Raw genomic sequence first — 25,390 nt, 5'->3', positions numbered from 1 at the left:
TAAAAAGCACATTTATATCCATAACAAACAAGAATGCTAGCTTTATTATATTGAAAGGGTTGGTAAAGTGGATACGAAAACGCAGCTGACAGAGGTACCGCTTTATATTAAGGTAAATGGGATGGACAATGTCGCCATCGTTGTTAATACGGGGGGCTTGGATCAAGGAACGGTTTTCCCTTGTGGGCTTGAATTGAAAGAAAGAGTACCACAAGGTCACAAAGTAGCTTTAATGGATATAGTCGAGAATGAAGCCATCATACGCTATGGGGAAGTGATCGGTTATGCAGCTAAATCAATCGGTAAGGGCAGTTGGATTGACGAGTCATTGGTGATGCTGCCGGCATCTCCAGATTTAAAGGAATTACCGGTGGCAAATGATATACCCGAAACTTTGCCCCCACTTGAAGGGTATACATTTCAAGGATTCCGCAATGAAGATGGCAGTGTTGGAACCAAGAATATATTAGGGATTACAACAAGCGTTCAATGTGTAGTGGGCGTGCTCGATTTCGTCGTGAACCGGATAAAAAAAGAGCTTCTCCCGAAGTATCCCAATGTTGATGATGTTGTCGCTATAAATCACAACTATGGGTGCGGAGTCGCAATCAATGCACCGGAAGCAATTATTCCCATTCGCACGATACAGAACCTTGCGAAACACCCAAATTTCGGCGGGGAAGCCTTGGTAGTCGGTTTGGGGTGTGAAAAACTGTCTCCAATGAGAATAAATCCGAGCGGGAACGAGTCAGATGTCATTTCACTTCAGGATCAGCAGGGATTTGCGGGAATGGTCCAATCGATTATGGAAATGGCCGAGGAACGTTTAATCAAGTTGAACCGCAGACAGCGGGAGACATTTCCGGTTTCCGAATTAGTCATCGGTACACAGTGCGGAGGAAGTGATGCATTTTCTGGTGTGACAGCTAACCCTGCAGTAGGATATGCTACAGATCTGTTAGTTAGAGCAGGGGCAACCGTTCTATTTTCTGAAGTCACAGAAGTACGGGATGCGATTCATCTATTGACGCCTCGAGCGGTGAATGAAGAAGTAGGGAGAGCTTTAATAAAGGAAATGGATTGGTATGATAACTACCTTGCTTTAGGTGATGCTGATCGAAGTGCCAATCCGTCGCCAGGAAACAAAAAAGGCGGATTGGCCAATGTAGTGGAAAAATCATTAGGCTCCATTGCAAAATCCGGAGGCAGTCCCATTTCAGGCGTACTGGCTCCAGGGGAAAAAGCTACGGAAAAAGGGCTGATTTTTGCAGCTACACCAGCTAGTGACTTTGTTTGCGGAACGTTACAGCTCGCTTCCGGTATGCACCTTCAAGTTTTTACAACTGGAAGAGGTACACCTTATAATCTCGCAATGGCCTCCGTCATCAAAGTATCTACACGAAATACATTGACAGAGCAATGGAAAGATCTGATTGATATAAATGCCGGAACTATCGCTACTGGTGAAGCAACCATAGAGGAAGTTGGGTGGGAAATATTTCACCTTATTTTGGAAGTGGCCAGCGGTAAAAAGAAAACCTGGGCAGAGCATTGGGGCCTACATAATGACTTGGCACTGTTCAATCCTGCGCCAATTACCTAATAATGATTTACTGGACGGACTTCCTTTTAATAGGGGTCCTTTTTTTTTCCTCAAGAAAAGAGGAGCGCCGGACTATTAGCAGAAGTTATTAATGAACGATTGGTTTTCATCATGAAGAAAAAAGGGTGATACTAAGTACATATCAGGAGGGATAGCATGGTCACATTCAGGAATGCGACAGCAAAAGACTTAAGTGAAATAGTACATATGCTTGCGGATGATGTATTGGGGAGGGAAAGGGAGCGATATGAAAATCCCCTTCCTGAAAGCTATCTAAAAGCATTTGAATCCATTGATGCAGATGGAAATAATGAATTGATCGTAGCATGTCTTGGTGAGGAAATCGTTGGGGTGCAGCAAATCACGTTCACTCCTTATATTACCCATCAAGGCGGTTGGAGAGCTACGATCGAAGGGGTTCGGACGGCATCTTCAGAACGAGGGAAAGGTATTGGAAGCAAGTTGATTCAATATGCGATTGACCGTGCAAGGAAGCGGGGCTGCCATATCATTCAGCTGACGACCGATAAAAAGCGGGAAGAAACGCTGCGTTTTTATGAACGTTTAGGATTCAAAGCCACTCATGAAGGCATGAAAATGAAGCTTTAATTCACGGTCTTTTGTCCCTTTTTTTTGTGCACAACAACTTGGCTGGTATTATATGTTAAAATTATTTGTGAGATATTAATAGATGTATATAGGATTTAAAAACTGATGAAAGGGTGAGTTCGATGGAAACCGAAGCATGTATTCAAAAGAGGTACGGTGTAATTAGTTTTACTTCATTCATCATTGGAATCATTTGCTTTTTTACTGTTTTTATTACACCTATTAGAATGGAAAATATCGGGAACATGAATGGTGATTATATAACATTTTTCCTTACGATTGCCGGCATCGCCCTCTCTGTCATAGGAATTTTGAAGAAAACGGAGAAAAAAGTGATTTCTATCATTTCTTTGGTTTTTTCCTCGTCTTTCTTTATATTTTGGGTTATCGTTATCACTTTGTTGTTGACTGGGGAAATAGAATTACCCAGTAGATCAATAAGATAAAGGGATTGAATCAGGATGGTTATGAAGCTTCTGGGGAGATAGATCTCACTAAAAGGGGATTATTCAATGATAAGAGGTTTATATGAAGCACATTTACCGGTTAGTAATTTGAATCGTTCCATCGAATTTTATGAAGGGCTTGGTTTGCAGTTGGATCATAAGGTTGAAGACAGCCTGGCTTTTCTATGGATTGAGAAGGATAAAAGTTGGTTGGGGCTTTGGGAAACGGAAAAAGTGGAGGTTGAGTATCATCCCTCCCTACGGCATATCGCTTTTCAAGTATCATTGGAAGATCTAAAGAGCTCAGTCGCATGGCTTGAAGATAGAGGCTATGCGCCAAGAGAAGCTTTCGGATTTCTACCAGTTGAACCTTTCGTGATGCCGCACGGGGAATATGCCCACGCTAAAATTCACTTCAATGATCCAGACGGAAACAGTTTGGAGTTTATTAGTAAACTTGAGAATCCAAAAAAACTCACGAATCGTATGTATTTAAGTGAATGGGAACATGAATATAGAAGTGAAAAATATGAATGACAAATGGGCGAAAATTTTAAGAATAAGAATGGGAGAATCATAGAATGAATGTCAAAGCGGAATTATATTGGAATGAATTTTGGCAGGGGAAAGACGAAGAAAAACCCCAGGCAGTCAGTGCATGGCAATTCGGGGCCGATCCCGATCATTTGGCTCAATTAGTGATGGATGGGAAAAAAACGGCTACGTGCTCTGGGTATGTTTTTTATGAAGAAGAAAATGAACCATTACCATCCGTGGGTGATTACAGCATTATTTTGAGCAGTGAGGATGAGCCCTTAGCCATCATACAAACAGTGAAAGTCGAAGTATTACCCATGAATGAAGTGAGTGAAGAGTTTGCGATTGCAGAAGGAGAAGGAGATCGAACCTATACATACTGGTGGGATGCTCATGAAAAATTTTTTAAAGAAGCACTGGACAAAATCGGCCACACCTTTAAAGAAGATATGCTGCTTGTGTGTGAGCGTTTTGTATTGATACATGTAAAGTGACGGGAGAGAGCAATAAGTTTTTTCGTTCAGTGATTTGCTATAATAGGTCATTGGATTAAAAAACTTATAGAAAGATAGGTATTTGCCATGAAAAAGAAACTGATATTCATTGGATTGGGAATCCTGGTTGTTTTCCTGCTATTGTTTGGTACATATAAATTAATGAATTCGAGAACATATCAGGTATTCGGAGGATTAACGGATAATGTCGAGACGAATGAAAAAGTGGTCGCATTGACATTTGATGATGGCCCATCGAAGAATGTAAATGAGATCCTTCCGTTATTGGATAAATACGATGTAAAAGCTACATTCTTCCTGATTGGTAACGAAATTGAAAAGTATCCAGAGGAAGCTGGGAAAATAGCGGAAGCAGGACATCAGATTGGGAATCACACGTATTCCCACAGGCGAATGGTGTTTAAATCTCCCTCCTTTATCAAAGAGGAAATCGAGAAAACGGATAAATTAATTCAGAACTCCGGATATAAGGGTGAAATTGACGTTCGGCCACCAAATGGGAAAAAAATCTTAGGGATGCCTTATTATTTAAATAAAAATGATAGAGAGACCATTACCTGGAATCTAGAACCAGATAGCTATTACACTTCTGCTTCCGACAAAGTGAAGTATGTGAAGGATAATATAAAACCAGGTTCGATCATCCTGATGCATCCGATGTATGATGATACGGGTAAAGAACTTCAAGCGATTGAAGGGATCTTACAGGAGTTAACGAACGAAGGGTATAGGTTTGTAACGGTTAATGAACTTCAAGAAATGTAGTTTCATTTATACCGTCTGAACCATTTTCAAAGAATCGGGTTGCTGCGGCAACCCTTTTTTATTTTAGATACAGAATAGTACAAAACATGGGCTGCATATTGTTTCTTAACGGAATGTTGTTGTAAGGGCATGCATCGTATGATTTTTCCATAGTGTGAATATAGCTACTAAAATGGGGCTGGTTACTTGTATCGGAATAAAAATACCGCTCTGATCATCTTGTTGTGTTTCCTGTTATTCCTGTTTCTTGTCGTGCTCATTTTTCGCCACATCACGGTATACTTCGTGTATAGCTCGGGCATCGGCCCGTTATTACTTATCGGGGTAATGGTCTTGGCTATCGTTATGCTTTTTTTCAAAGGATATAAATAGGTTTGTACAATTTGAACGTTGCTTTCCTCTCCAGGCACTCGCTTTCCGCGGGCGGTCCGGGAGCCTCCTCGGCGCCTTTGCGCCTGCGGGGTCTCCCCTGGACACGCTTTTCCCGCTGGAGTCTCGTACCTTACGTTCCAATCAACTTTGTTTTAAAATTTAGAAAGAACTCCTTTTGTCTAAAAACTGGAGGCTGCTGCGCAGCCTTTTTTTATGTGGAAAGAGTTCTTTGAAGCTGAAGACATAAAAAAAATTAAAAATCAATAAAAAATTAACAATCCACTATTAGTAATATATGGTAAGATTTGAAATGGGATTATTTTCTTATAAATTATAATCAGGGGTGATATGTACGTGGAGTTTTTTACTAAGTGGGCGTTTAAGAACAAGGCTGCCGTTTCATTGGTAACCATATTTATTTTGTTGATAGGAGTTGTCAGTTATTTTAAACTGCCGATGGAATTTTTACCATCTGCTGATAATCCACAAGTTACGATTATCACAATGGGGCAGGGCACTGATTCAAAAACGATGGAAACACAAGTTACAGATCCGATTGAAAGAGCAGTTACGGGAGTTAAAGGAAAGAGTTCAATATACTCCACCACTGGAGATGGATTTTCAAAAGTAGATCTATTCTTTGAAGCCGGATCGGATATGAAACAAGCGAAACTTGATGTTCAAGAGGCTTTAGGCAATGTAGCGCTGCCACAAAGTATGGCAAAGCCTACTGTTACACAGTTAAATACATCAATGATTCCCATTTCATTTGTAGCTGTTACTTTTAAGGATGGATTAACAGCTGAAAATATAGACTTTACCAAGAAAGAATTAGAGCCTCTGTATAAAGATATTAAAGGGGTTTCGGATGTACAGACATTTGGAGTTTCGCAATCCGTTCTTTCAGTCAAAGTGGATAATGAAGAATTGGCTAAAAAGAAAGTCTCCATTCAAGATGTCATGAGCGTCCTTAACGGTCAGAATGCAGCTCTGGCCGTAGGCGAAAAGGTGATTGATGGGAAGGCAAGTAACATCAAGGTTATCGGGGATTTAACAAGTATTGAAAAATTAAAAGCGTTAAAGGTCACTCCAAATGTCACACTTGGAGAAATAGCAAAAGTTGACGAAGCGAAGGATGGTAACCTCATCAGTCGTTTTAACGGAAAGGAAAGCATTGATTTAAGCATTATCAAGGACAGTCAATCAAATGCTGTCACAATCAGTAAAGAGGTTGAAAAAGTAGCAAAAGAAATTAATGAAAAGTATAGTGACCAGAAATCGACCATTTATTTATCTACAGCTGATATGGTGGAGACTTCCGTTCAGACGATGGTAAAAGAAGTTCTGCTGGGTGCGCTATTCGCTACGATTGTAATCATGGTCTTTTTACGGAATGTACGATCTACATTCATTACAATCGTATCCATACCGTTATCTCTTGGCTTTACGTTATTTTTGCTGTCATTGTCGGGAGTGACGCTGAATATTTTGACGCTGGGCGGTGTCGCTGTTGCGATCGGGCGCTTGGTGGACGATAGTATTGTTGTTATTGAAAATATTTTCCGGAAAATGCAGCAGGAGAAGATTTCAATCGAATTGGTGATGGGTGCAACTAAAGAGGTGGGAGTGGCGATAACAGCTTCAACCCTTACTACTGTAGCAGTTTTCTTGCCGGTTGCTTTATTGAATGGAGGGCTTCAAGAGTTTCTTCTTCCATTCGCTTTGACTGTCACTTATTCTTTGCTGGCTTCTTTAATTGTGGCATTAACGGTTGTTCCGTTAATGAGTGCAGGATTGCTGAAAAGGACGGAGCTGCCAAAACATCGACCGGCCAAGCGTTTTACCAAGCTGGTTACTTGGTCACTAAACCATAAATGGGTTGTCTTGATTGTTGCTATGCTGTTGTTTGTCGGTTCCATTGGTACATATTTTGCCATGCCAAAAGGGGCGATTGATAATTCTTCAGCAGACTATGTCTCCGTGACATTAACTTATCCAAATGATCAGCCTTATGAGAAAGTAAAGGAAAAAGCGATTGAACTCGAAGAAACGATGCAGGATATGAGCGAAGCGGATAATATTTTCATGCAATTAGGAAACTCTGCCGAGACAGCACAATATGGCGCAGTCACATCACCCACTGAAGCTACTTTCGGAATCCTGGTGAAGGATAAAGCAAATGTGGATTCAATCCTGAAAAAGGTGGAAAAGGAACAAGAAAACTATCCTGATGCGAAGCTTACGGCCACCGCTTCCTCATTTATGATGGGGGCATCAAAGACGAACATTACGATAGATGTGATTGGCAGTAATGTTGAAGATTTGGAACAGACGGCCAATAAGGTCAAAGAAGGAATTCAGGATATTAAAGGAATTGAAGATGTTACAACGAACCAAGACGAAAAGAAAACGATTTATTCATTCAAGGTAGATCCAGCTAAAGGCAATACAGAACAAATAGGTCAACAATTAGGTATCATGCTTAATAAAACTCCTATCGGCAATATAACTTTACAGGATAAGCAGACACCTGTCGTCCTTGAACCAATCTTAGATCCCAAAAAACCAGAGGATTTAAAAAGTATTCCGATTATGACAGATGGCGGTCTAGCACCAGTGTCAAAGGTTGCTTCTTTAAAGAGCGAAGAGAGTGCAACAACACAGTTCCATAAAGATGGAGAAACGTATCTTCAACTAACTGCAACAGTCGATCCGACTAAGCTTTCCGATGTTGCAAGTAAAATAAATCTTGAGATATTTGGAGATAAGGAGAACAAAGGCCTTGATATTCCGAATGATGTAGAAATTTTAGTCGGGGGAGCCAGTGCTCAGCAGACAGATGATTTTTCTGATTTGTTTCTTACGATGTTAATATCAATCGGTATTGTCTTTTTAATCATGGTTATAACATTTAAATCGATTAAAGCACCGATCGCCATTCTATTTTCCTTGCCATTCGCTGCTATTGGAGCGGTTTTAGGATTGGTTATCAGTCGAATTCCAGTGGATATTACAGCACTGCTGGGTGCTCTCATGTTAATTGGAATTGTTGTGACAAACGCGATTGTGCTTCTGGATCGAGTCAAACAAAACGAAGAAAAAATGATTATCCGTGATGCGATCGTCGAAGCGACAGCTACAAGATTCCGTCCGATCATAATGACGGCTGTGGCAACGATTTGTGCCATGCTGCCACTTTTATATAAAAAAGCGGAAACAGGAAGCTTGGTTTCACAAAGTTTAGCAATCGTTGTTATTGGCGGGCTAGCTGTTTCTACACTGCTTACACTTATCGTCATTCCATGTATATATGAATTGCTGTACTTTAAAAAATCGAAAAAACAGAGAAAGAAAAAGAGAGAACCCGTTAACGAACAAATCGAGATGTAATAAAAAAAAGTTTGTAGAGAAAGCAACGCTTTCTTTACAAACTTTTTTTCTGTAAATAGTACATGTTCTTTAGATTATTTAAAATAATGGTTGACTTTCTTTTGACCTGTAACTAAAATGATTACAGCGAGTGACAATGTTCTTATATAAATATTTTTTTTGGTTTGTGTTGTAACTGGTTTGATTACAAGTTTAGCCAATAATGAAAAGTGAGGGAATATATGATGACAGTGAAAATTAAAGCGTATTCTGATTTTATATGTCCATTTTGTTTTTTAGGTAAAGGTCCTTTGGACGAAATCGTGAAGGAAAAGGATGTGGAAGTGGAATGGATGCCATTTGAATTGCGTCCGAGTCCATATTCCAAAATTGATCCATGGAATGAACCCGATAAGTTGAATTCCTGGGATTCTTACATTCTTCCTGCTGCGAAGAAACTAGGAGTGGATATGCGTTTACCCCGTGTCTCCCCGCATCCATATACACATTTGGCGTTCGAAGGCTGCCATTTTGCAAAGGAGCACGGAAAAGGGAATGAGTTCCACAACAGAGTATTTACAGCGTTTTTTCAAGAGGAACAAAATATTGAAGATATTGAAGTATTGACAAAATTAGCGGGTGAAGTTGAACTTCCTATAGATGCTTTTAGAGAAGCATTAGTGTCTCGAAAGTATCGGGAAGTGCACCAAGAAGCACTCAAACATGCTTATGAAGAATCAGATATCAGGGCTGTCCCAACGTTTATTATTGGTGATGAAGTTATCCAAGGACTAGCCAGCAAAGAGAGGTTAGCGCAAGTCATTGAGAAGGAAGAAGCAAAAAATAAACAGAATGAATTTGATGGCCTGCAATGTGATGGTAAGGGGAATTGCTAAAAGCCTTTTGAACTGTCAGGGAAATGCTGATACAACGGTAAGGTCATTTTAGGATACTCCTTAAAATAGGGATTTATTTTAAAGTACTTATATATTACAGAAAATCCCCCTTTATAAAACAATAAATTCTTTCCATCATTTACTGTTTAATATAAAGGGGGTATTTTAATGTAATTCTAGTTGAATTGTAGTAACAATATTAGAATCATCAATCCATAAATAAACATTCTTACATTTATGCGTAAAATATCTAATGGCAAAAGAATCTTTTAAATAATCTTCTAAAATCCAATTGTATAAAGACAGAGAGATTATAGGCCCCTTTGATGTGTGTTTTAAACAATCTAGCACCTTATCGAACTCCATATTTTCGTATTTCTCTATACATTCAGATATTATCTTGTATGATTTTTGAGGTTTCCATTCATATTGTGTCTTGCTAATTGTCCCATATAGATCTTTTATTATTGGATTTAAATGATTTGACCTGATCAAGGAGAGAGATTCTTGATTCGGCTTACTTAACATTATCTCTGATGGTAATTCGTTTTCTAATACAATCTTCGTGTTGTCAAAATGCATAATAATTTCTTCGATTACTTGATTATCAATTCTATTATCGACAAATAATGAAGTAACACTTTTTTCATCTTGGCAACCCAACAGTAAAAAGAATTGAGTTAATATTGAATATTTTTTTGGGACATTTGAATTGGGGATAAATTCTCTGATCTTGAAATCTGAAAAACTGTCTGTATTGTCCTCGAACTGATTAGAAGCTTCATTAGGTTTCAACCATTCCATTAGTAGCCCACCTAGTAAGTTTTTTTACCATAACCATTTGCTTTAGCTGAATAACGATTATGACATATTTTATCATAGTTGTTTATAGTGAATGAATATTTGGATGTTTGTACTATCATATAATGGATACATATTAGAATGCATTTTCTTTATAAGATTAACCAAGAGCCCGTTTACTCTTAATGAGTAAAACGGGCTCTTTTGTTGGAAGAATGAATTTGAACAATTCCAGCAGCATTACAGATACAGGGAAAGTGAAGCGAAAATATCCGTTCCTGATTCATCCTTCATATAATTAGCGGAGGTAAATAATTGACAATGAGAATCATTTTCATTTATAGTGAGGTGTGTAATGAAAGTAATTCTCAATTAGAAAGGTGATATAGATGAAGGTATTCATTGGTTATGTCAGTTTATCCGGTAATACCGAGAAAATGGCTATAAACATAAAGAATAGAATGAAGGCTGTCGGCTGTGAAGTATATATGGAAAGATTGGATACTGTTGAAGTTGATGCTTTAAAGGATTTTGATTTGGCCTTTATTGGTTTATATACATGGAATCTTGAAGGTTTACCGTATGAAGCAAACGAGTTTTATGAAGAAATTGATCAAGTGGACTTTGGTGGAGTGAAAGTCGCATTCTTTGGTGCCGGAGACTTGACCCATTCGAAACCTTGCGCCGCGATAGATATCCTTTCCGAAAAAATGAAGCAATTTGGATTTGATGTATATGATCGAGTATTGAAAATACACCATGAAAGCAGTACATACGAACAATTAAGGAAATGTGAAGACTTTGCAGAGCATGCCCTTATATGGGGAAGCAAGAGGAAGAAGTGGAGATTCTTCATGTGGGATCGGATGCTAGGCAACCCAAAATACCAAAAATCAGCATTTTTGTTAAGGAGGGCCCTTGATGATTACCCAATTAAGTGCAAAGGGAGAAGCAAAGAAAGAGGAACTTATACAAGAACTTCTGAAATTCGGGATTTTTAAAAAATATAATAAACAACTATACGAGCTTCCGTTAGTTGTCCTGCAAAAGGAATTCAATCACTTGAGAGGTGAATTAAAAAATGTCTAGGAGAAAGAAATCTTATACTGAACTGCTAAAAGAAAACCGCGAACTTCTGTTGCATGACAAAATCGAATTGGAACGCATCTATACAAAAATCGATCAAAAAGCTATCAATGAAAAAAAGGAAAGTAAGCAAGTACAATCATGACTGGTAAAAATGAAAACCGAAATCCATTTTTGATTTCGGTTTTTTCTTTTGGCTCAGTTATTGAATGCTGTTGATTGAAGAAGAAGGAATTTTCAAGTTGGTTGCCGAATAAAAAGCCTTTAGGTAAAACTTAGGGGGAGTGCAATTTGAAAAATGTAATAGATGGAATCAATCATTGGATAGGCTTTATACCTGAAGAGTTCAACCGGATGACAGAAAAAGAATTAAATCATCGAACAATGCCACACAAATGGTCAAAAAAAGAGATCTTAGGACATCTATGCGATTCTGCATTGAACAATATGAATAGGTTTATCAAGATTCAGTACGAAGAACAGCCATATGTTATACAATCATATAATCAAGACCAATGGGTATTAGTCCAGAATTATCAAGAGCGACCAATGGATGAGATAGTTAACCTTTTTTGCACCTTAAATAAGCAAATCATATATATAATAACGAATACACCAAATGATAGATTATCTAATCTTTGTGATATAGGAAATAATCAACAAAAATCATTGGAGTGGCTAATAAATGATTATCTAGAACATATGGAACATCATATTAACAATCAAATTCTAATTTAAAAATAGTGATCTAAATAGATCACTATTTTTAAATTTATCGTTTTTCAGAGCCTTTCTTTAAAGGAAAGTGAAAGATTGTAATACCTTTAAGCCTTTACAGTTTTTGTTTGTAGGTCCGACATAATGACATCTTTTTTCTTCTCAATTTTTCACTTTTCGTAACAGCTTGTCATGAAGTTTGGACAAGGTAAACAATACAAGGATAGAGGCGATTAAGGTTAACGACATATCCCATTGTGCGTCCCAAATATCACCTTGTGTTCCTAAAAATTCTTTTGAAGCTTTTCCGCCTTTTGAAATGATGGCAGCTATCCATTCGATGATTTCATATAAGGCTCCAATGGCAAGCGCAAAACTTAATGTGACAGCAAATAACCAGGGTCCTTTTGTTAGAGGGGTTTTACGTATTACTATTTCTCTAATCACAATCGCAAATAAACCTTTTAGGAAATGGCCAAACCGATCATAGTGGTTCCGGTTTAAATCGTAATGATCTTTTATCCAATTAAATAGCGGAACTTTTGAGTACGTATAATGGGCACCGATGAACATGGTAATTGAAAGAACGGCAATAACGAAATAGGATAATGTAGTGAGGCGGAATTTATTATATGTAGCCATTACAAAAATCAGAAACACAACGGCAGGAAGTACTTCCATTGTCCATATCAAGTATCCTTCAGGCTTAATAACTGACCAAATAAAAACGGCAGTGACTAGCAATAGTAATATTATATGAATCAGTATACTTTTATCTCTTCCCAATTTTTTCACTCCAAAAATTTATGATATTAATTTTCATTGGATGGATTGGCTTATTCGTTTTTAAATAAGAAGAATCAAACAGTTTGAGTATGGACAAAATGCCTAATACTTTCATTTAAAACACTAGACGCTTTTGTAGGGATCTGATGCTTTGCATGATCAATGAATTTTAATTCCGCACACGGCAATTTATCATGCAATAAATTAGCATAATGATTAAGTGGTTTATCTTTTTTACCATAGATCAGTAAAATCGGCAGGAGGATTTTCTCTAGCTGATGGGTACAGTTATAATGCAAACTATAATAGTAATACTGTTCGATATTTCTGGCATCTCCTTTTAGGGCTTCATTAAACATTTTGTTGAACAAATTTTCCGTATTTGAATTACTCCATGAAATGGATAGCGCAAGAATTGGAACTGCGTCTTTATTTGCTAGTGATATTCCTAAAGAAATCTTTTGCTTTAAATATTTATCCCTCACTTCAGACATTCCACCTATTACAATGCCTCCTAGAGCCCTATCGGCACAACTCAGCAAATATTCCAATACGATAGAGCCGCCGGTTGAATATCCGCATATGATTGCTTTTTTAATTTTCAAATGATCCAACAGATTTTTGATATCTTCTATAATCAGGGGATAAGTTACTGGCAGTCTTGAATACTGACTTCTTCCATGACCCCTAATATCAAAAGTGATAACTTTGAATTCTTGGGATAATTCCTCCATTTGGTATTGGAAATTCACACTTGTCAGTACTGGAGGATGAATAAAAACAATAGGAACCCCTTTTCCCTTAACAGAATAATACAAGCTAATACCGTCCACATCTAACATTGGCATGAATATTCACCTCAATAATCTTAAATCATTTTTCAATCATTGAATGGCTATACTATTGAATAAACAACTTGATGATAAGAGTTTGGATTTTAGCGACATACAAATAAAACTCTCATTTGAAGAGTGCTAATATCCCTCCTAAAAGAATTTTCCCTTTAAAACATATTTTTATTACTAATTGTGTTGGTAACAAACATATTGAATTTTTTGAGTTCTTTTGAACAAGTAATAAGAGTTCAGGAAATGAACGAAAATATATAAAATAAGGTGATGTAAATGAAGGCAAACATGGATAAAATTTTACCAGTTGTCGCTTCGGTCGGAGTGGGTATTGCCACTTTATCAAATGTTGAGTGGAAATGGCGGGAAAATGAAAAATATGGTCCCGCTTGCCACTAACATGATGGGAATGGGAACTGGGATGCAAGGGCAGAATCAACAACAGTCAGAATATCAATAAAACGGGACCTCCATCATATGCTGACTTTTTGAAATGCACACTATGGATACTATTTACCATTTTTTATAATTAAAGTAATAAAACACCAATAAAGCAACTCCATACGTTATAATGAATGGGCTCCAAGGTAAGTGTCAGAAACCTGCAGGAGTGATCATATGATTGGAGGTTATATGTGTTGAAGAAAAAATTATTGGTCATTATTCCAACAGTTGCCCTCATGTTGGCCCCTCTAGGAATGGGAACTTCAATTACCCACGCAGCATCAAAGGGCAGTCAAATCCAGAAAATCGAAACGAAGGCGGAAACGCGGCCGACCCTCAGGAAAGGCTCACGTTCGAGTTATGTAAGAGACTTACAGCAAAGCCTTAAAGATGTTAAATATAATGTAGGTGTTGATGGGATTTTCGGTACCCAAACACAAAATGTGGTAAGGGAGTTTCAAGTGGATCATAACTTGGCTTCAGATGGTATCGTCGGATCGCAGACATGGGCTGCTTTAGATGAAAATAAGGTGGAAAGAAAACAGTTCACGGAGAAAGACGCGATTGCGTTAGGGACGAAGAAACTGGGTAACAAGATCGTATTCAGCGGTGATGGCAGATTGCTGAAAGATGGCAAAGGAAAATCATATTATAAATATAAAGCAGCTAATAAAGATTGGATGGATCAAGGCGGCACAGGAACGATTGGGTGGTTCCACATTTATAAAGATGGCCGTGTAGTGGAACAATAAGGGAAATACATGCAAAAAATGTTCTCACTTTATGTGGGATTTTTTTTATGTAGAGCATGGATATAATAAGAAGACTAAATACATCTATTTTTGGCTATAAATAACAAGTAAATACAGATATAATAGTAGTGGACAGCAATTTGGTATAGTGGGCAGCGGTCACTCCTTTTCAGAAAGGGGGTGTCGCTGGTGATTTCTATTATGGACGGACTGATGCTAATGATTTCATTCGCCTCTTTAATCGTCGCAGTAATCGCGGTTACATTAAAAAAGTAACCCCCTCCATACCATCCGGCCAGATGTATGTAGGAAAAGGGTTACTTTCATGATCGAGTAGCTACTGACTTACCACAGAAAGCCGCTGCTCTTTATGCAGTTTTGCTGTTCATTAAGACGCTGGTTTTAACCAGTGTCTTTTTTTATGTGTTAGTTATCATTATTATATCCTCATTTTACCTATACATTCAACTAAAAAACATGGAAAGAGCATCGATTCGTTTCTTTACGTTTTTTCTAGAGTTTCCTGGGTGAGCTCTTGGATTAACGAAGCCTTTGGTAAAATCAATTAGATTTTCGTTAAATTCCTGCCGGATTCCAGTTTGAATAATTTAATTCCTTTATAAGATACAATCATAGGAATCATACAAAGCAAGGCCATCGGTAAACAATAAAGAAGATAGAAATGCCCTCCGTTTTCCAGCAAGGGAATATAGGCTAAAGCAACAAAAAGTAAAGTGAAAAAAATGATCGTGAAAATCCCGAAAGATTGATGATAGAATGCGTGAATTTCCCTTCTTCGTTCCTCTTGGTTGGATAAAGTCTTTGCTGCTTTGTGCGTTCGAAGGAATAGGTACAAGGAGAACATTAGAAATAAAGCGGAAAATGGTAAAGCAAGCGCAAATAATGAAACATCAAGAATGGAAAGATAAAAGCTGGATAAAAAGAAAACTTCTGACACCCCTAATGCAAAACAATAATTGAAGATACTTATTCTATCAGGTTGTTTAAGCATGAAATCCCTCCTTCTATATCATATTATGCAACTGCTTTCATGTTCACCACTTTGTCACATTTAAAAGAAAAAATAAATGCCCAAGTTCCATCCAGGATCAAGCAGATGGGTAAATGGCACCCTCGCTAACTAGACAGATTTATTAAGCCTGCAGATGTTGAATAGAGTCTTTGCTTATTACGAATAGTATTAAAATATCGCTTAAAAGGGGGGAGTGCCCAATGACTGTAAAAACGGCAATTAAAGGAGTTCTGCTCGTTCTTCTAATATATTTGCTATATGTAGTGGTGACGGCAGTGGTTCTTTTCCCCAAAGTTGAAAAAGAAGAAGGTAGGCCGAATAATCAAGTAAGTGCATATATGGGAGAGAAGGAAGCCACCGTGGATCGTGTCCTTCTTCTCGAAGACGGTTATGAGTCGGGACTCGCCCGAATGCGAATGATCCAGGAAGCCCAGCATTCAATCGATATTGCCTACTATGCTTTTGGAAAAGGAAAATCAACCGAACTTATTCTAGGAGCATTGATCGAAGCTGCTGACCGAGGTGTTAAAGTCCGAATCCTTCTGGATGGAATATCTCATGGACTCAGAGGTCAATTAAGCAGTGCCCGTTATGCATTGGCCTCTCATGAAAACATTGAATTAAGATATTACGAAACCTTTAAGCCATTTAAGCCGTGGACCTGGCATAATCGCCTTCATGATAAGGTCATCACTGTAGATGGAAAGTTAGGCATCATAGGAGGGAGAAATATTGCCGATAAGTATTTAGCAGACAAGCCGCCGAGGAATTTTGTCTATGACAGGGATGTACTCATTTTCAATGCTAAAGAGGAGAAAGATAGTGTAATCGTTGAAATGAAGGACTATTTGAATGAATTATGGACCCATCCGTATACGAGCGATGTTTTTTCAGACCTCTCGAAAAGGCAAATGGAAAAAGGAAAACGTGAAAGAGATGCATTAGCGAATCAATACAGCAAAGCTTTGCAAACTGAAACCGATTTCGTTAATCCAGTCGTCGAGTGGAGCAATTCTACAACACCAACTAAAAAAGTTTCCTTCATTCATAACCCAATCGAGCGTTTCAATAAATACCCAATTGTGTGGAGATCACTAGTGGATATTGCGGCGAATGCCAAACAATCGGTACTCATCCAAAGTCCCTATATTGTTCCTGCGAATGCCTTGAATGAATATGTACCGAAGCAGATGGATTCAAAGGCTAATTGGACCATACTTACCAACTCGGTGGAATCAACCCCGAATGTGATCGCTTTTTCCGGCTACTTGGCGCTTAGGGATAGTATCGTTGAGACGGGCGCAAGGCTTTATGAATATGCAAAGCCATATTCTTTGCATGGTAAATCGGTGGTCTATGATCAACGATTAAGTGCAGTGGGTTCCTACAATTTGGATTCTCGATCTGCCTTTTTAAATACAGAATCGATGGTGGTCATCGATAGTGAAAAATTTGCAGCCCAGTTGACAGGAGCCATCGAGTCGAAAATCTCAAATAGTACACTCGTTGCGGACAATAATAAATATATAGAACCACCTGAAGATCAGAAAAAGGAAGAGTCTTTTTTTAAAGCCACCTTTTTAAATGCCCTCTCGAAAGTTACGGTATATGTGAATAGGTTCATTTGAATGATGACGAAAAGACAGCAATCACGGTGATTGTTGTCTTTTTAACCTTTTGCGGAGATTATCTTATGAATAGATGGGTAATTTGCTATACTTGAGCAAGCTAATCACAACAACGTAAGGAGAACAGAAACATGCAAACATTACAGCACCTATCGAAACATATTGTCTACCTGCCGCCAGTTCAGGAAACGGATCGCCCAGTTCTTGCCGCCGTTACGGGAAACAAGAAGACGCTCATTATCGATGCCGGTAACTCTGTCCGGCATGCACAGCTCTTTAAGGACGAATTGCTTCAGAATGATATAAGCGGGAATTTACTCGTTCTTACCCATTCACACTGGGATCATGTATTCGGACTGGAGAATATCGAGATTCCGGTGATTTGTCAGGAAAAAACATACACTAACATTAAAGATATGCAGCAGCTTTCATGGGAAGATCAGGCACTTGATCAACGGGTTGAAGAAGGGACGGAGATACCCTTTTGCGCCGATGCAATCAAGTTGGAACATGGGACGAATAGAGAGATTGCCTTCCCCCTGCCTGATATCATCTTTGAAAAAACGATGACGGTCGATCTCGGCAATATAACCTGTGTCATTGAACATGTAGGCGGCGACCATGCCAAAGATTCCTGCATCATTTATGTTCCAGAAGAAAAAACATTATTTCTGGGAGACTGCCTATATGCCAATCTATATGCTGAAAAATGGAATTATACGGCTGAACAGGCTTCGCTGCTCGTTAAGAAAATTGAAGCCTATGATGCCGAAACATATATACTCTCCCATCATGATCAGCCGTGCACGAGACAGGTGATGGAGGCGGAGCTTAAGCTAATGAAAGAATGTGCCAGAACCGTGGTCGAACATCGGGGAAATCGAGCTTTAATGGAGCAGGAATTGGCTAAAGAATTAAAACGGGATTTAACGGAGGGCGAGCTCGAAACGATTGGATTTTTCGTGAATGGGTATGTTGAGTGATTTAAGCACTGAAGAACACAAAAAGGTAAACACTTTATTATAAAGGTTTGGGTGGGTATGAGTTCGATATTATGGGGCTCATACCCTTTAATTTGCCCTTTTTCCGCAACAGTCCTACAATAAATCGATAATAATCGTTAACATTACTGAAACAATAAGAATGGATAGGAAACCTGATATGATTTTCCCTGCTTTTGCTCCTCTATCATTGGGATGAATATGACCAATGATAAAGGAGGGGATGAAAAATATAGCCGAATAGAACATTGTATAATGAATGCCTGAATCTCCATTTGACAAGAAGTTAAGTCCAATAGTATTTAAAATATTATCTCCAATGCAAGGTTTATCGCCGAATTGAATGGTAAACAATATTCCGATTAAACATAGCGCAAAAGAAAGTGAACCTAAACCGATATTCTTTGTTTTCCTAACCTCGATAGTTGGCATGTCATTTTCTCCTCGTATAAAAACACCAAATTATGGTTTTTTTATTGCATCATAACTCAGCTAGTACTAAAATCGCTACACCTGTATCAGAACCAAAATATAAAAACTGCACCTACAATTGTTAGATGATGTCTAACAATTAGGGTGCAATTCTAATTAATTATGAGCTTTTTCCAAAGCTAGCTTTATCCCGAAACCAATCAAGACCGTCCCGGTTATACCCTCGAAAATCGCTTGGGTTCTAGGCTTTTTCATAAAAGCACTGATTTGGTTCAGCAGATAGATATAAAATACAAACCACAACGCGGTTAAAACGGTATACGTTATGCCCATGATCAGGAACGGTAAAAACGTATCATTTCCTGGATTCACGAACTGAGGCAGAAACGTTAAAAAGAAGACGGCCACTTTAGGGTTCAGCAGGTTGGTAAGGAACCCTTGCTTAAAGCAGGACTGGTTTTCGTACTTACTTTTGACTGACGTTTCCGCCGCTGCGGCAACTTGCTTATTCCTTAATCCCCATAGTGTCTTGAAGCCTAGATATACCAAGTAAACGGCACCGACATATTTGAAGATGGAAAATAGTAAAGCGGATTTCACAATGATTGCCGAAAGTCCGAACACGGCAGCTGATGTATGGATAAGCAGGGCACAGCATGTGCCGAACATCGTTTTAAAACCTCCCGACGTCCCCACGGTAACGGTGTTCCTTGTGGCTATTGCTGTATCTGGACCAGGTAAGATGATGAGAAGAATGCACATGATGATGAACAAATAAAAGTTTTCCATATTCGGACCTCCACTCTTAGTGATGAATTGAATTCTGAAAATTATAACATAGATGTACTTGGTTTAGGGAGATAAATTTGATAGTTATGATTATCTCAGGACAATGGAGGAGAAGGGAAATCGGCTTGAATAATAAATGCGGTGTTTAATGAAAAAAAACAAGCCAAATCATTTATTGATCTGGCTCGTTTTTTTATTAATTCAATCCCAACACTGTTATATGTTAGGGTGATTTTTTCAACACAGCACGCACCGGACTTCCATCTGCTTCAACTAATGGAAGAGGGAGGGCTGCCAACTCATAATTACCCGGTCCTATATGGTCTAGTACAAGACCTTCCAAAATGTGAATTCCATGATCGGCAAGTTCATGGTGGGCAGACAGTTCTTTGCTATCCAGTGGATCTACTGATGGTAAATCAAGTCCAATAAGACGAACGCCGAGTTCTGAAAGATATGCCGCCAATTCCGGTTGGATATGAGGAATGGTTTGTGGAAACACACTTCGATCCTTCCATGCATCCGTCCGAATTAACAGACGGGTAACGCCTTGTAGATCTATATTGGATAATTCATCGACTCCGATGCATGTCTTGTTTGGTAAATGGATAACTCGGGCATTTCCCATATATAATTCGAGATCCAAATCAATCACTCTTTTTCCATCATCATCAAAATGAAAAGGTGCATCAATATGGGTACCCGTGTGGATACTCATATTGATTTGACCTACATTGACAGATCCACTTTCTTCTTTACTCCAATTGACTTTATAAGAGAAAGGTGTATCTCCAGGCCAGACTGCAACGTTATCATCCAGACGTTGTGAAATATCAATCCATGTCCCCATGCATTTACCTCCATCGCTTCTGGCTGTTTCTTTGCTGCTTATTTTCAGCTTATAGCTTCGTTCTTAGACTCCATAGTTCTGGGAAAAAGTGTTGATCCAGTGCTCTTTTTAAATACGTTACACCTGATGATCCGCCAGTACCTTGTTTATTACCAATAATCCTTTCCACTGTGGTCATATGATTAAAACGCCATAATTGCTGTTGATGGCCAATGTCCACTAACTTTTCGCCTAGCTCATATAAGTCCCAATATTGCTCAACATCGCGGTAAACTGTCAGCCACGCCTCTTCTACACTTGCATTTGGTTCATATCTTTGTGACCAATCCCTGTTGAGGGCTTCTTGATCAATAGGTAATCCGCGCGCCACAAGAGCATTAATCGCCGCGTCATAAATACTTGGCTCATGAAGGGCTTGCTGCATTTGCTCGTATAAATCTGTTTGGTGCTGATAGACTGTAAGCGTATGGACATTTTTGTTTCCTAATGCAAATTCAATCAAACGATTCTGATAGGATTGGAATCCGGAAGATTGTCCCAGTTTATCCCTGAACTCCATGTATTCAGCCGGTGTTAAAGTTGAAAGGACATTCCATGACTGGATCAATTGCTGCTGGATCCTCGAAACGCGCGACAGCATTTTAAACGAAGGTTCCAACTTGTTTTGGCGGATAGACTCAGTTGCTGCTGTCAACTCATGTAAAATGAGCTTCATCCATAGCTCACTCGCTTGATGGATAATGATAAATAGCATTTCATCATGATGATCGGAACATCTATGTTGACTAGTTAAAATCTTATCAAGGTGGAGATAATCTCCGTAAGACATCGATTTTTGAAAATCGGTTTGAATTTCTTTCTCTAGACCAGTTATTTTTTGTTCATTGTTATCGATATTCTTCATTCCGTAATCCCCTCACTTTTCATATGCAAAAAACTATTTATTCCGTTATTCTATTCTATCTTCTTTTCCAGAGATTCATCCAGTACATTATGGTTAATATTTCTTCTTTTTGAAACAAAATAAGCAACAGCTAAAAATAGTAACCAAGGTATCCCGAATTGAAGCATGATCTTGAAATCTGTAAACCATGTTGTAATCATTAAGCTGAATAGAAGAACGGCTCCTAGTATCGTTAAGTAGGGAAAACCGATCATCCTTACCGGTAATTTGCGTCCGCCGGTTTTCTCCCATTTCACCCTGAAAAACAAATGGGAAATGAAGATCATGAGCCATGTGAACATGGCACCGAACATGGAAATCCCCATCATGAATGCATAGGATGAACCAGGAAGTAACGCATGAACGCCTGCAGCAATGAAAATCCCAGTTGTAGAGACAGCAAGTGCTTTTCCCGGAACGCCCCTTTTGTTTAACTTTCCTAAAAAGCTAGGTGCATGTTTTCCGCGAGCTAATGAAAACATCATACGTGTTGAAGCATAGAGTTGGGCATTCATGGCAGATAAAGCAGCCGTTAAAATAATAAAGTTCATGATACCGGATGCACCAGGAATGTTCAAGATTTCCATCACTTTTACGAATGGACTTTCCTCGATCCCAGCCGTTTTCCACGGAACGATCATCAGCATGATGCCGATTGTCAATACATAGAAGGTGGATAAACGGAACACGGTCGCTTTTAATGCTTTTGGAACTGCTGCATCCGGATCTTTTGCTTCCCCTGATGTAACCGCTATCATTTCGGTTCCAAGAAAGCTGAATAAAGAAATAAATACGGCTACCCACATTCCCCACCCACCAAATGGGAAAAAACCGCCTTCATTTACAAAGTTCTCAGGTCCTATATGCGGCTGATCGGATGAACCGAATAGTACATAGGCTCCAAGAAGGATAAAACCAACAATGGCACTTATTTTAATAAAGGAGAACCAATACTCAAATGTAGCGAATGTATTCACACTAGTAGCATTTACATAAATCAGGGCGCCAGCAAACAGCAAAATCCATACGATTCCCGGCACGGTCGGAAACCAATACTTCATATACACGCTGACTGCACTTACTTCAACCCCAACAGCCAAAACATTGGCAATCCAATAAGAATAGCGGACAAGATAGCCTGCCATTGGAGTCATGTACTTTTCAGCAATGGCCCCAAAAGATCCGGAAGTAGGATGGGCAACCGTCATTTCGGCTAAACAGCCCATCAACAATAAAACAATGAACGCCCCGAGTGCATAGCTGAGCAATACACTTGGTCCTGCCGCTTGAATGGCAAGCCCACTGCCAAGGAATAGCCCTGTCCCGATGGCACAGCCCATTGCGATCATGGAAAGCTGATTTGTTTCCAGCTCGCGTTTTAATCCTTTTTCTGGCTCATCTTTAAAGTTCAATTGAGTATTTTTGTTCTCCATAGTTCATCCCCTTTTTATAAAAAAGATTTTATCCTGCCCTAATTGACTAACCATTTGAGGGATGAGCCCCATCTGGCGGAATTCCATGTTATGCGACCACTTCACGCTCATTTTTGAATTTTTCATATTGTTTTTCTGACATGATTTTCTTGAGTATTTGTACAACTTCCCAAACTTCTGCGTAGGAAGTATATAGTGCAACTGGAGCGAGACGAATGATGTTAGGTGCTCGGAAATCAGGAATGACACCGTTCTCTTTCAAGGCCTTACAAATCCGTGCAGCTTCTTTATGCTCAAGGCTTACATGACCTCCGCGGCGTATGTCTTCTCTAGGAGTTCCAATGAAAAATCCCATGTCTTCCAATTCGAATTCTACTAAATCCATTAAATATTGATTGATTTTCAGGGATTTTTCGCGAATATTCTCAATCCCAGCTTCTATAAAAATATCCAAAGACCCAATCAAAGGTGCACAACTTAACACATGCGGCGTGCCAATTTGATACGCTCCTGCTGATTCAGCTGGTGTTAAGGTATGTTCCATATCGAATTGTTTATCTTTTTTGGAGCCGAACCATCCAGCCAATCCAGGCATCGTTCCAAAATGTTTTCGATTTACATATAAACCGCCAACACCACCAGGGCCGCCATTTAAATGTTTATAATTGCACCAATACGCAAAATCCACATCCCATTCGCTGAATGAATGCGGGATGGCACCGATAGAATGACATCCGTCAAATCCGATTACAATTCCTCTTTTATGAGCTTCATCAGTCAATCGTTTCATATCCAGTATTTGACCGCTGCGATACAGGACCGTTGGCAAGATGATCAAAGCGATGTCATCGGTCATTGCTTCGATAATGTCATCCTCTTCAAGAAATCTGCCATCGCGGCTTTTCACGCGGATGAGATCGGTTTCCGGATCGTATCCATGTGTACGCAGCTGACTTTGAAGAGCATAAATATCAGTCGGAAAGGTTAATTCATCTGCTAAAATTTTTGTGCGCGTACCTTCAGGCTTATAAAAAGTGGCTACAAGCTGATGCAGATTTACAGTTGTGGAGCCGGTTACAATAACTTCCTCGGGAGAAGCTCCGACCAATTGGGACATCTTCGCGCCCAATTTCTCAGCCATGAAAAACCATGGGTGATTTCCTTTTGTCCATCCATCAATCCCATGCTCTTTCCAATCTTCCAAAGACTCCAGAAGAGTGCGTTCAGCCCTTTTCGAAAGAAGCCCCAATGAGTTCCCATCCATATAGATGGAATCCGGCTTTAAATAAAACTCTTCTCGAAAACCTTTTAGCGTATCATTCTCATCCATTTGTTTAGCGTGATCCAATGTATATTCAGAAACCATAATCATCCTCCTATATTAGTATTCTAAATAATTCTAGGAGAATCGTACCAAAGAATATGACATCATGTCAATAAGTTAATTCAGAAAATTATAAACATTGAATCGAACTTTCCAACAAATGTTTTTTATTTTATGGAAATCCTTTATGCTAGAAGATAAGGGGAGGAATAAGCATGGAGAATGGCAAAGTAGGGGATAAACGGCATTTACGCTCAATCATGACACGGCAAAAGTTATTAGAAGCTGCAAAGGAAACATTTCTTGAAGAAGGTTATCAAGCTGCGCTTATTTCCCAAATGATCAAAAGGGCAAACATCGGCTACGGAACGGCCTATGTTCATTTTAAAGGGAAAGAGGATCTGTTAATTGTATTAATGGAAAATGTAATGGAGCAATTTTATGAAATTGCTGAGACCTCTTTCTTTCCAAAATCAAAAGACGAAGCAAAACATATCATAAACAGTCAAGCTAATGCTTTTTTGAAAATGGCAGAAGCTGAACGCAATATGATGCAAGTTTTCGAACAGGCCATTGGGATATCAACCATTATTTCAGATAAATGGAAAGCGATCCGCATGAAGTTCATTCAGCGAATTTCAAAGGACGTCGCCTATGCACAGCAAAATGGGCTGGCAAGAGCTGAACTAAACTATGAGCTTGTGGCAAGAGGATGGTTTTTCACAAATGAAATGTATCTGTGGGAAATCGTCCGAAACGAACATCAAAGTTCTGTCGAAGAAATTGCTCAAACCATCACCTCAGTTTACGTCGAAGGCTTGTATTTGTAATGATAATGGCAGTTCACCAATCTTCCGGTTATATACAATCGGAAGATTTTTTTTTATTTCAAAACTCACGAGTAAAGCCGCAGAATTCGCGAGTAAAACGCCCTCTTTAGCTTGGGACTTACAGCGTCTACGCCTTAAGTCTTACTAGAAAATATAGCTAAGGCTCATTATACGAACTTGTAAAAGTAGATAAGATATAAACATAGAAAGGAGGACGAAAACAATGAAGAAATTTGGTTTATTTATTGTAGGACTGATCGCACTTTTCCTGTTACTGGCGAACGTGGGTCCACTGATCAGCCTGGCGATTTGCTTGGCGATCCTATACTTCGGATTCAAGCAGTTCATGAAGTCCGAATCGACAGGGGCGAAGATTGCGTGGGGATCAGTCTCCATTATCGTGCTGATCGTTTCTATTTCCCATATCCCGGCAATATTGGGACTGGTGGCAGCTTATGTTCTTTACCTGGTTTATAAAAAATGGAATGAAAATGATGAAAGTGCATCATCTAAAGAAAATGACCCATTCTCAAATTTTGAAAGAGAGTGGAAAGAGTTGAATAAGAACTAATAGAAGGGAT

At 39.0% G+C, this 25,390-nt stretch carries 28 protein-coding genes; 18 read left to right on the top strand and 10 right to left on the bottom strand.

Annotation, left to right across the window (positions count from 1 at the left end; translation table 11 throughout):
- Positions 1-67 precede the first annotated feature (67 nt).
- From garD to NYE63_RS22190, 8 genes are all read left to right on the top strand, one after another.
- Positions 68-1,603: a galactarate dehydratase gene (gene garD / locus NYE63_RS22225; RefSeq protein ID WP_342602735.1), complete on the top strand. Its 1,536-nt coding sequence runs from the start codon at positions 68-70 to the stop codon at positions 1,601-1,603.
- 156 nt (positions 1,604-1,759) lie between these two features.
- On the top strand, positions 1,760-2,212 hold the full coding sequence (locus NYE63_RS22220; RefSeq protein ID WP_144477365.1) for a GNAT family N-acetyltransferase: 453 nt from the start codon (positions 1,760-1,762) through the stop codon (positions 2,210-2,212).
- 122 nt (positions 2,213-2,334) lie between these two features.
- The gene (locus NYE63_RS22215; RefSeq protein ID WP_342602734.1) at positions 2,335-2,658 is read left to right on the top strand and encodes a hypothetical protein; all 324 of its coding nucleotides are present in this window, start codon (positions 2,335-2,337) and stop codon (positions 2,656-2,658) included.
- Positions 2,659-2,724: 66 nt separating this feature from the next.
- Positions 2,725-3,195 (top strand): VOC family protein, encoded by a 471-nt coding sequence (locus NYE63_RS22210; RefSeq protein ID WP_342602733.1) that lies wholly within the window; start codon positions 2,725-2,727, stop codon positions 3,193-3,195.
- 44 nt (positions 3,196-3,239) lie between these two features.
- Positions 3,240-3,689 carry an ASCH domain-containing protein gene (locus NYE63_RS22205; protein WP_342602732.1) on the top strand — a complete coding sequence of 150 codons (450 nt, stop codon included), beginning with the start codon at positions 3,240-3,242 and terminating at the stop codon, positions 3,687-3,689.
- 87 nt (positions 3,690-3,776) lie between these two features.
- Positions 3,777-4,475 carry a polysaccharide deacetylase family protein gene (locus NYE63_RS22200; RefSeq protein WP_342602731.1) on the top strand — a complete coding sequence of 233 codons (699 nt, stop codon included), beginning with the start codon at positions 3,777-3,779 and terminating at the stop codon, positions 4,473-4,475.
- Positions 4,476-5,201: 726 nt separating this feature from the next.
- The gene (locus NYE63_RS22195; RefSeq protein ID WP_342602730.1) at positions 5,202-8,237 is read left to right on the top strand and encodes an efflux RND transporter permease subunit; all 3,036 of its coding nucleotides are present in this window, start codon (positions 5,202-5,204) and stop codon (positions 8,235-8,237) included.
- A gap of 224 nt (positions 8,238-8,461) precedes the next feature.
- On the top strand, positions 8,462-9,112 hold the full coding sequence (locus tag NYE63_RS22190) for a DsbA family oxidoreductase (protein WP_342605846.1): 651 nt from the start codon (positions 8,462-8,464) through the stop codon (positions 9,110-9,112).
- Between the two features lie 165 nt (positions 9,113-9,277).
- Here the strand turns inward: NYE63_RS22190 and NYE63_RS22185 are convergent, their stop codons facing one another.
- Positions 9,278-9,916, bottom strand: coding sequence for a hypothetical protein (locus tag NYE63_RS22185; RefSeq protein WP_342602729.1), 639 nt, complete (start codon positions 9,914-9,916; stop codon positions 9,278-9,280).
- Positions 9,917-10,302: 386 nt separating this feature from the next.
- On the opposite strand from NYE63_RS22185, the gene NYE63_RS22180 reads away from it, so the two are divergent.
- From NYE63_RS22180 to NYE63_RS22165, 4 genes are all read left to right on the top strand, one after another.
- The gene (locus NYE63_RS22180) at positions 10,303-10,914 is read left to right on the top strand and encodes a flavodoxin domain-containing protein (protein WP_342602728.1); all 612 of its coding nucleotides are present in this window, start codon (positions 10,303-10,305) and stop codon (positions 10,912-10,914) included.
- The gene (locus NYE63_RS22175; protein ID WP_081112861.1) at positions 10,835-11,002 is read left to right on the top strand and encodes a Fur-regulated basic protein FbpA; all 168 of its coding nucleotides are present in this window, start codon (positions 10,835-10,837) and stop codon (positions 11,000-11,002) included. The genes NYE63_RS22180 and NYE63_RS22175 overlap by 80 nt, the downstream gene beginning before the upstream one ends.
- Positions 10,995-11,144, top strand: a complete 150-nt coding sequence (locus tag NYE63_RS22170) for an FbpB family small basic protein (RefSeq protein ID WP_342602727.1) — start codon at positions 10,995-10,997, stop codon at positions 11,142-11,144. Before NYE63_RS22175 ends, NYE63_RS22170 begins: the two co-directional genes overlap by 8 nt.
- A gap of 146 nt (positions 11,145-11,290) precedes the next feature.
- Positions 11,291-11,737 (top strand): DinB family protein, encoded by a 447-nt coding sequence (locus NYE63_RS22165; RefSeq protein ID WP_342602726.1) that lies wholly within the window; start codon positions 11,291-11,293, stop codon positions 11,735-11,737.
- Positions 11,738-11,878: 141 nt separating this feature from the next.
- Here NYE63_RS22165 and NYE63_RS22160 read toward each other — a convergent pair whose 3' ends face one another.
- Together NYE63_RS22160 and NYE63_RS22155 are read right to left on the bottom strand one after the other, a co-directional pair.
- On the bottom strand, positions 11,879-12,502 hold the full coding sequence (locus NYE63_RS22160; protein ID WP_342602725.1) for a DUF2238 domain-containing protein: 624 nt from the start codon (positions 12,500-12,502) through the stop codon (positions 11,879-11,881).
- A gap of 74 nt (positions 12,503-12,576) precedes the next feature.
- Positions 12,577-13,350, bottom strand: coding sequence for an alpha/beta hydrolase (locus NYE63_RS22155; protein WP_342602724.1), 774 nt, complete (start codon positions 13,348-13,350; stop codon positions 12,577-12,579).
- A gap of 276 nt (positions 13,351-13,626) precedes the next feature.
- Between NYE63_RS22155 and NYE63_RS22150 the strand changes: the two genes are divergently transcribed.
- Positions 13,627-13,749 carry a hypothetical protein gene (locus NYE63_RS22150; protein WP_342602723.1) on the top strand — a complete coding sequence of 41 codons (123 nt, stop codon included), beginning with the start codon at positions 13,627-13,629 and terminating at the stop codon, positions 13,747-13,749.
- Positions 13,750-13,985: 236 nt separating this feature from the next.
- Complete coding sequence (locus NYE63_RS22145) at positions 13,986-14,546, top strand: peptidoglycan-binding domain-containing protein (RefSeq protein WP_342602722.1); 561 nt, start codon at positions 13,986-13,988, stop codon at positions 14,544-14,546.
- A 565-nt stretch (positions 14,547-15,111) separates the two neighbouring features.
- Here NYE63_RS22145 and NYE63_RS22140 read toward each other — a convergent pair.
- Positions 15,112-15,558, bottom strand: coding sequence for a hypothetical protein (locus tag NYE63_RS22140; protein WP_342602721.1), 447 nt, complete (start codon positions 15,556-15,558; stop codon positions 15,112-15,114).
- 221 nt (positions 15,559-15,779) lie between these two features.
- Here NYE63_RS22140 and NYE63_RS22135 point away from each other — a divergent pair, with 221 nt between their 5' ends.
- Together NYE63_RS22135 and NYE63_RS22130 are read left to right on the top strand one after the other, a co-directional pair.
- Positions 15,780-17,207, top strand: coding sequence for a phospholipase D family protein (locus NYE63_RS22135; protein ID WP_342602720.1), 1,428 nt, complete (start codon positions 15,780-15,782; stop codon positions 17,205-17,207).
- A gap of 131 nt (positions 17,208-17,338) precedes the next feature.
- The gene (locus tag NYE63_RS22130; RefSeq protein ID WP_342602719.1) at positions 17,339-18,190 is read left to right on the top strand and encodes an MBL fold metallo-hydrolase; all 852 of its coding nucleotides are present in this window, start codon (positions 17,339-17,341) and stop codon (positions 18,188-18,190) included.
- Positions 18,191-18,304: 114 nt separating this feature from the next.
- Here NYE63_RS22130 and NYE63_RS22125 read toward each other — a convergent pair whose 3' ends face one another.
- The 6 genes from NYE63_RS22125 to kynU form a co-directional block, all read right to left on the bottom strand.
- Positions 18,305-18,640: a hypothetical protein gene (locus NYE63_RS22125; protein WP_342602718.1), complete on the bottom strand. Its 336-nt coding sequence runs from the start codon at positions 18,638-18,640 to the stop codon at positions 18,305-18,307.
- A 156-nt stretch (positions 18,641-18,796) separates the two neighbouring features.
- A complete protein-coding gene (locus NYE63_RS22120) occupies positions 18,797-19,429 on the bottom strand; it encodes a LysE family translocator (protein WP_305159617.1) in 633 nt (210 codons plus the stop codon).
- Positions 19,430-19,652: 223 nt separating this feature from the next.
- The gene (kynB, locus tag NYE63_RS22115) at positions 19,653-20,279 is read right to left on the bottom strand and encodes an arylformamidase (RefSeq protein WP_342602717.1); all 627 of its coding nucleotides are present in this window, start codon (positions 20,277-20,279) and stop codon (positions 19,653-19,655) included.
- A gap of 49 nt (positions 20,280-20,328) precedes the next feature.
- Positions 20,329-21,183: a tryptophan 2,3-dioxygenase gene (kynA, locus tag NYE63_RS22110; RefSeq protein ID WP_342602716.1), complete on the bottom strand. Its 855-nt coding sequence runs from the start codon at positions 21,181-21,183 to the stop codon at positions 20,329-20,331.
- 50 nt (positions 21,184-21,233) lie between these two features.
- On the bottom strand, positions 21,234-22,655 hold the full coding sequence (locus tag NYE63_RS22105) for an amino acid permease (RefSeq protein ID WP_342602715.1): 1,422 nt from the start codon (positions 22,653-22,655) through the stop codon (positions 21,234-21,236).
- Between the two features lie 88 nt (positions 22,656-22,743).
- Positions 22,744-24,021, bottom strand: a complete 1,278-nt coding sequence (kynU, locus tag NYE63_RS22100; RefSeq protein WP_342602714.1) for a kynureninase — start codon at positions 24,019-24,021, stop codon at positions 22,744-22,746.
- 173 nt (positions 24,022-24,194) lie between these two features.
- Between kynU and NYE63_RS22095 the strand changes: the two genes are divergently transcribed.
- Complete coding sequence (locus NYE63_RS22095) at positions 24,195-24,809, top strand: TetR/AcrR family transcriptional regulator (RefSeq protein ID WP_342602713.1); 615 nt, start codon at positions 24,195-24,197, stop codon at positions 24,807-24,809.
- A gap of 223 nt (positions 24,810-25,032) precedes the next feature.
- Positions 25,033-25,380 (top strand): hypothetical protein, encoded by a 348-nt coding sequence (locus NYE63_RS22090; RefSeq protein WP_063232490.1) that lies wholly within the window; start codon positions 25,033-25,035, stop codon positions 25,378-25,380.
- The last annotated feature ends 10 nt before the right edge of the window (positions 25,381-25,390 follow it).

It is taken from the genome of Peribacillus sp. FSL E2-0159 (assembly GCF_038643155.1).
GTDB lineage: Bacteria > Bacillota > Bacilli > Bacillales > DSM-1321 > Peribacillus > Peribacillus simplex.
This window is presented reverse-complemented; position numbering and strand designations above follow the sequence as displayed.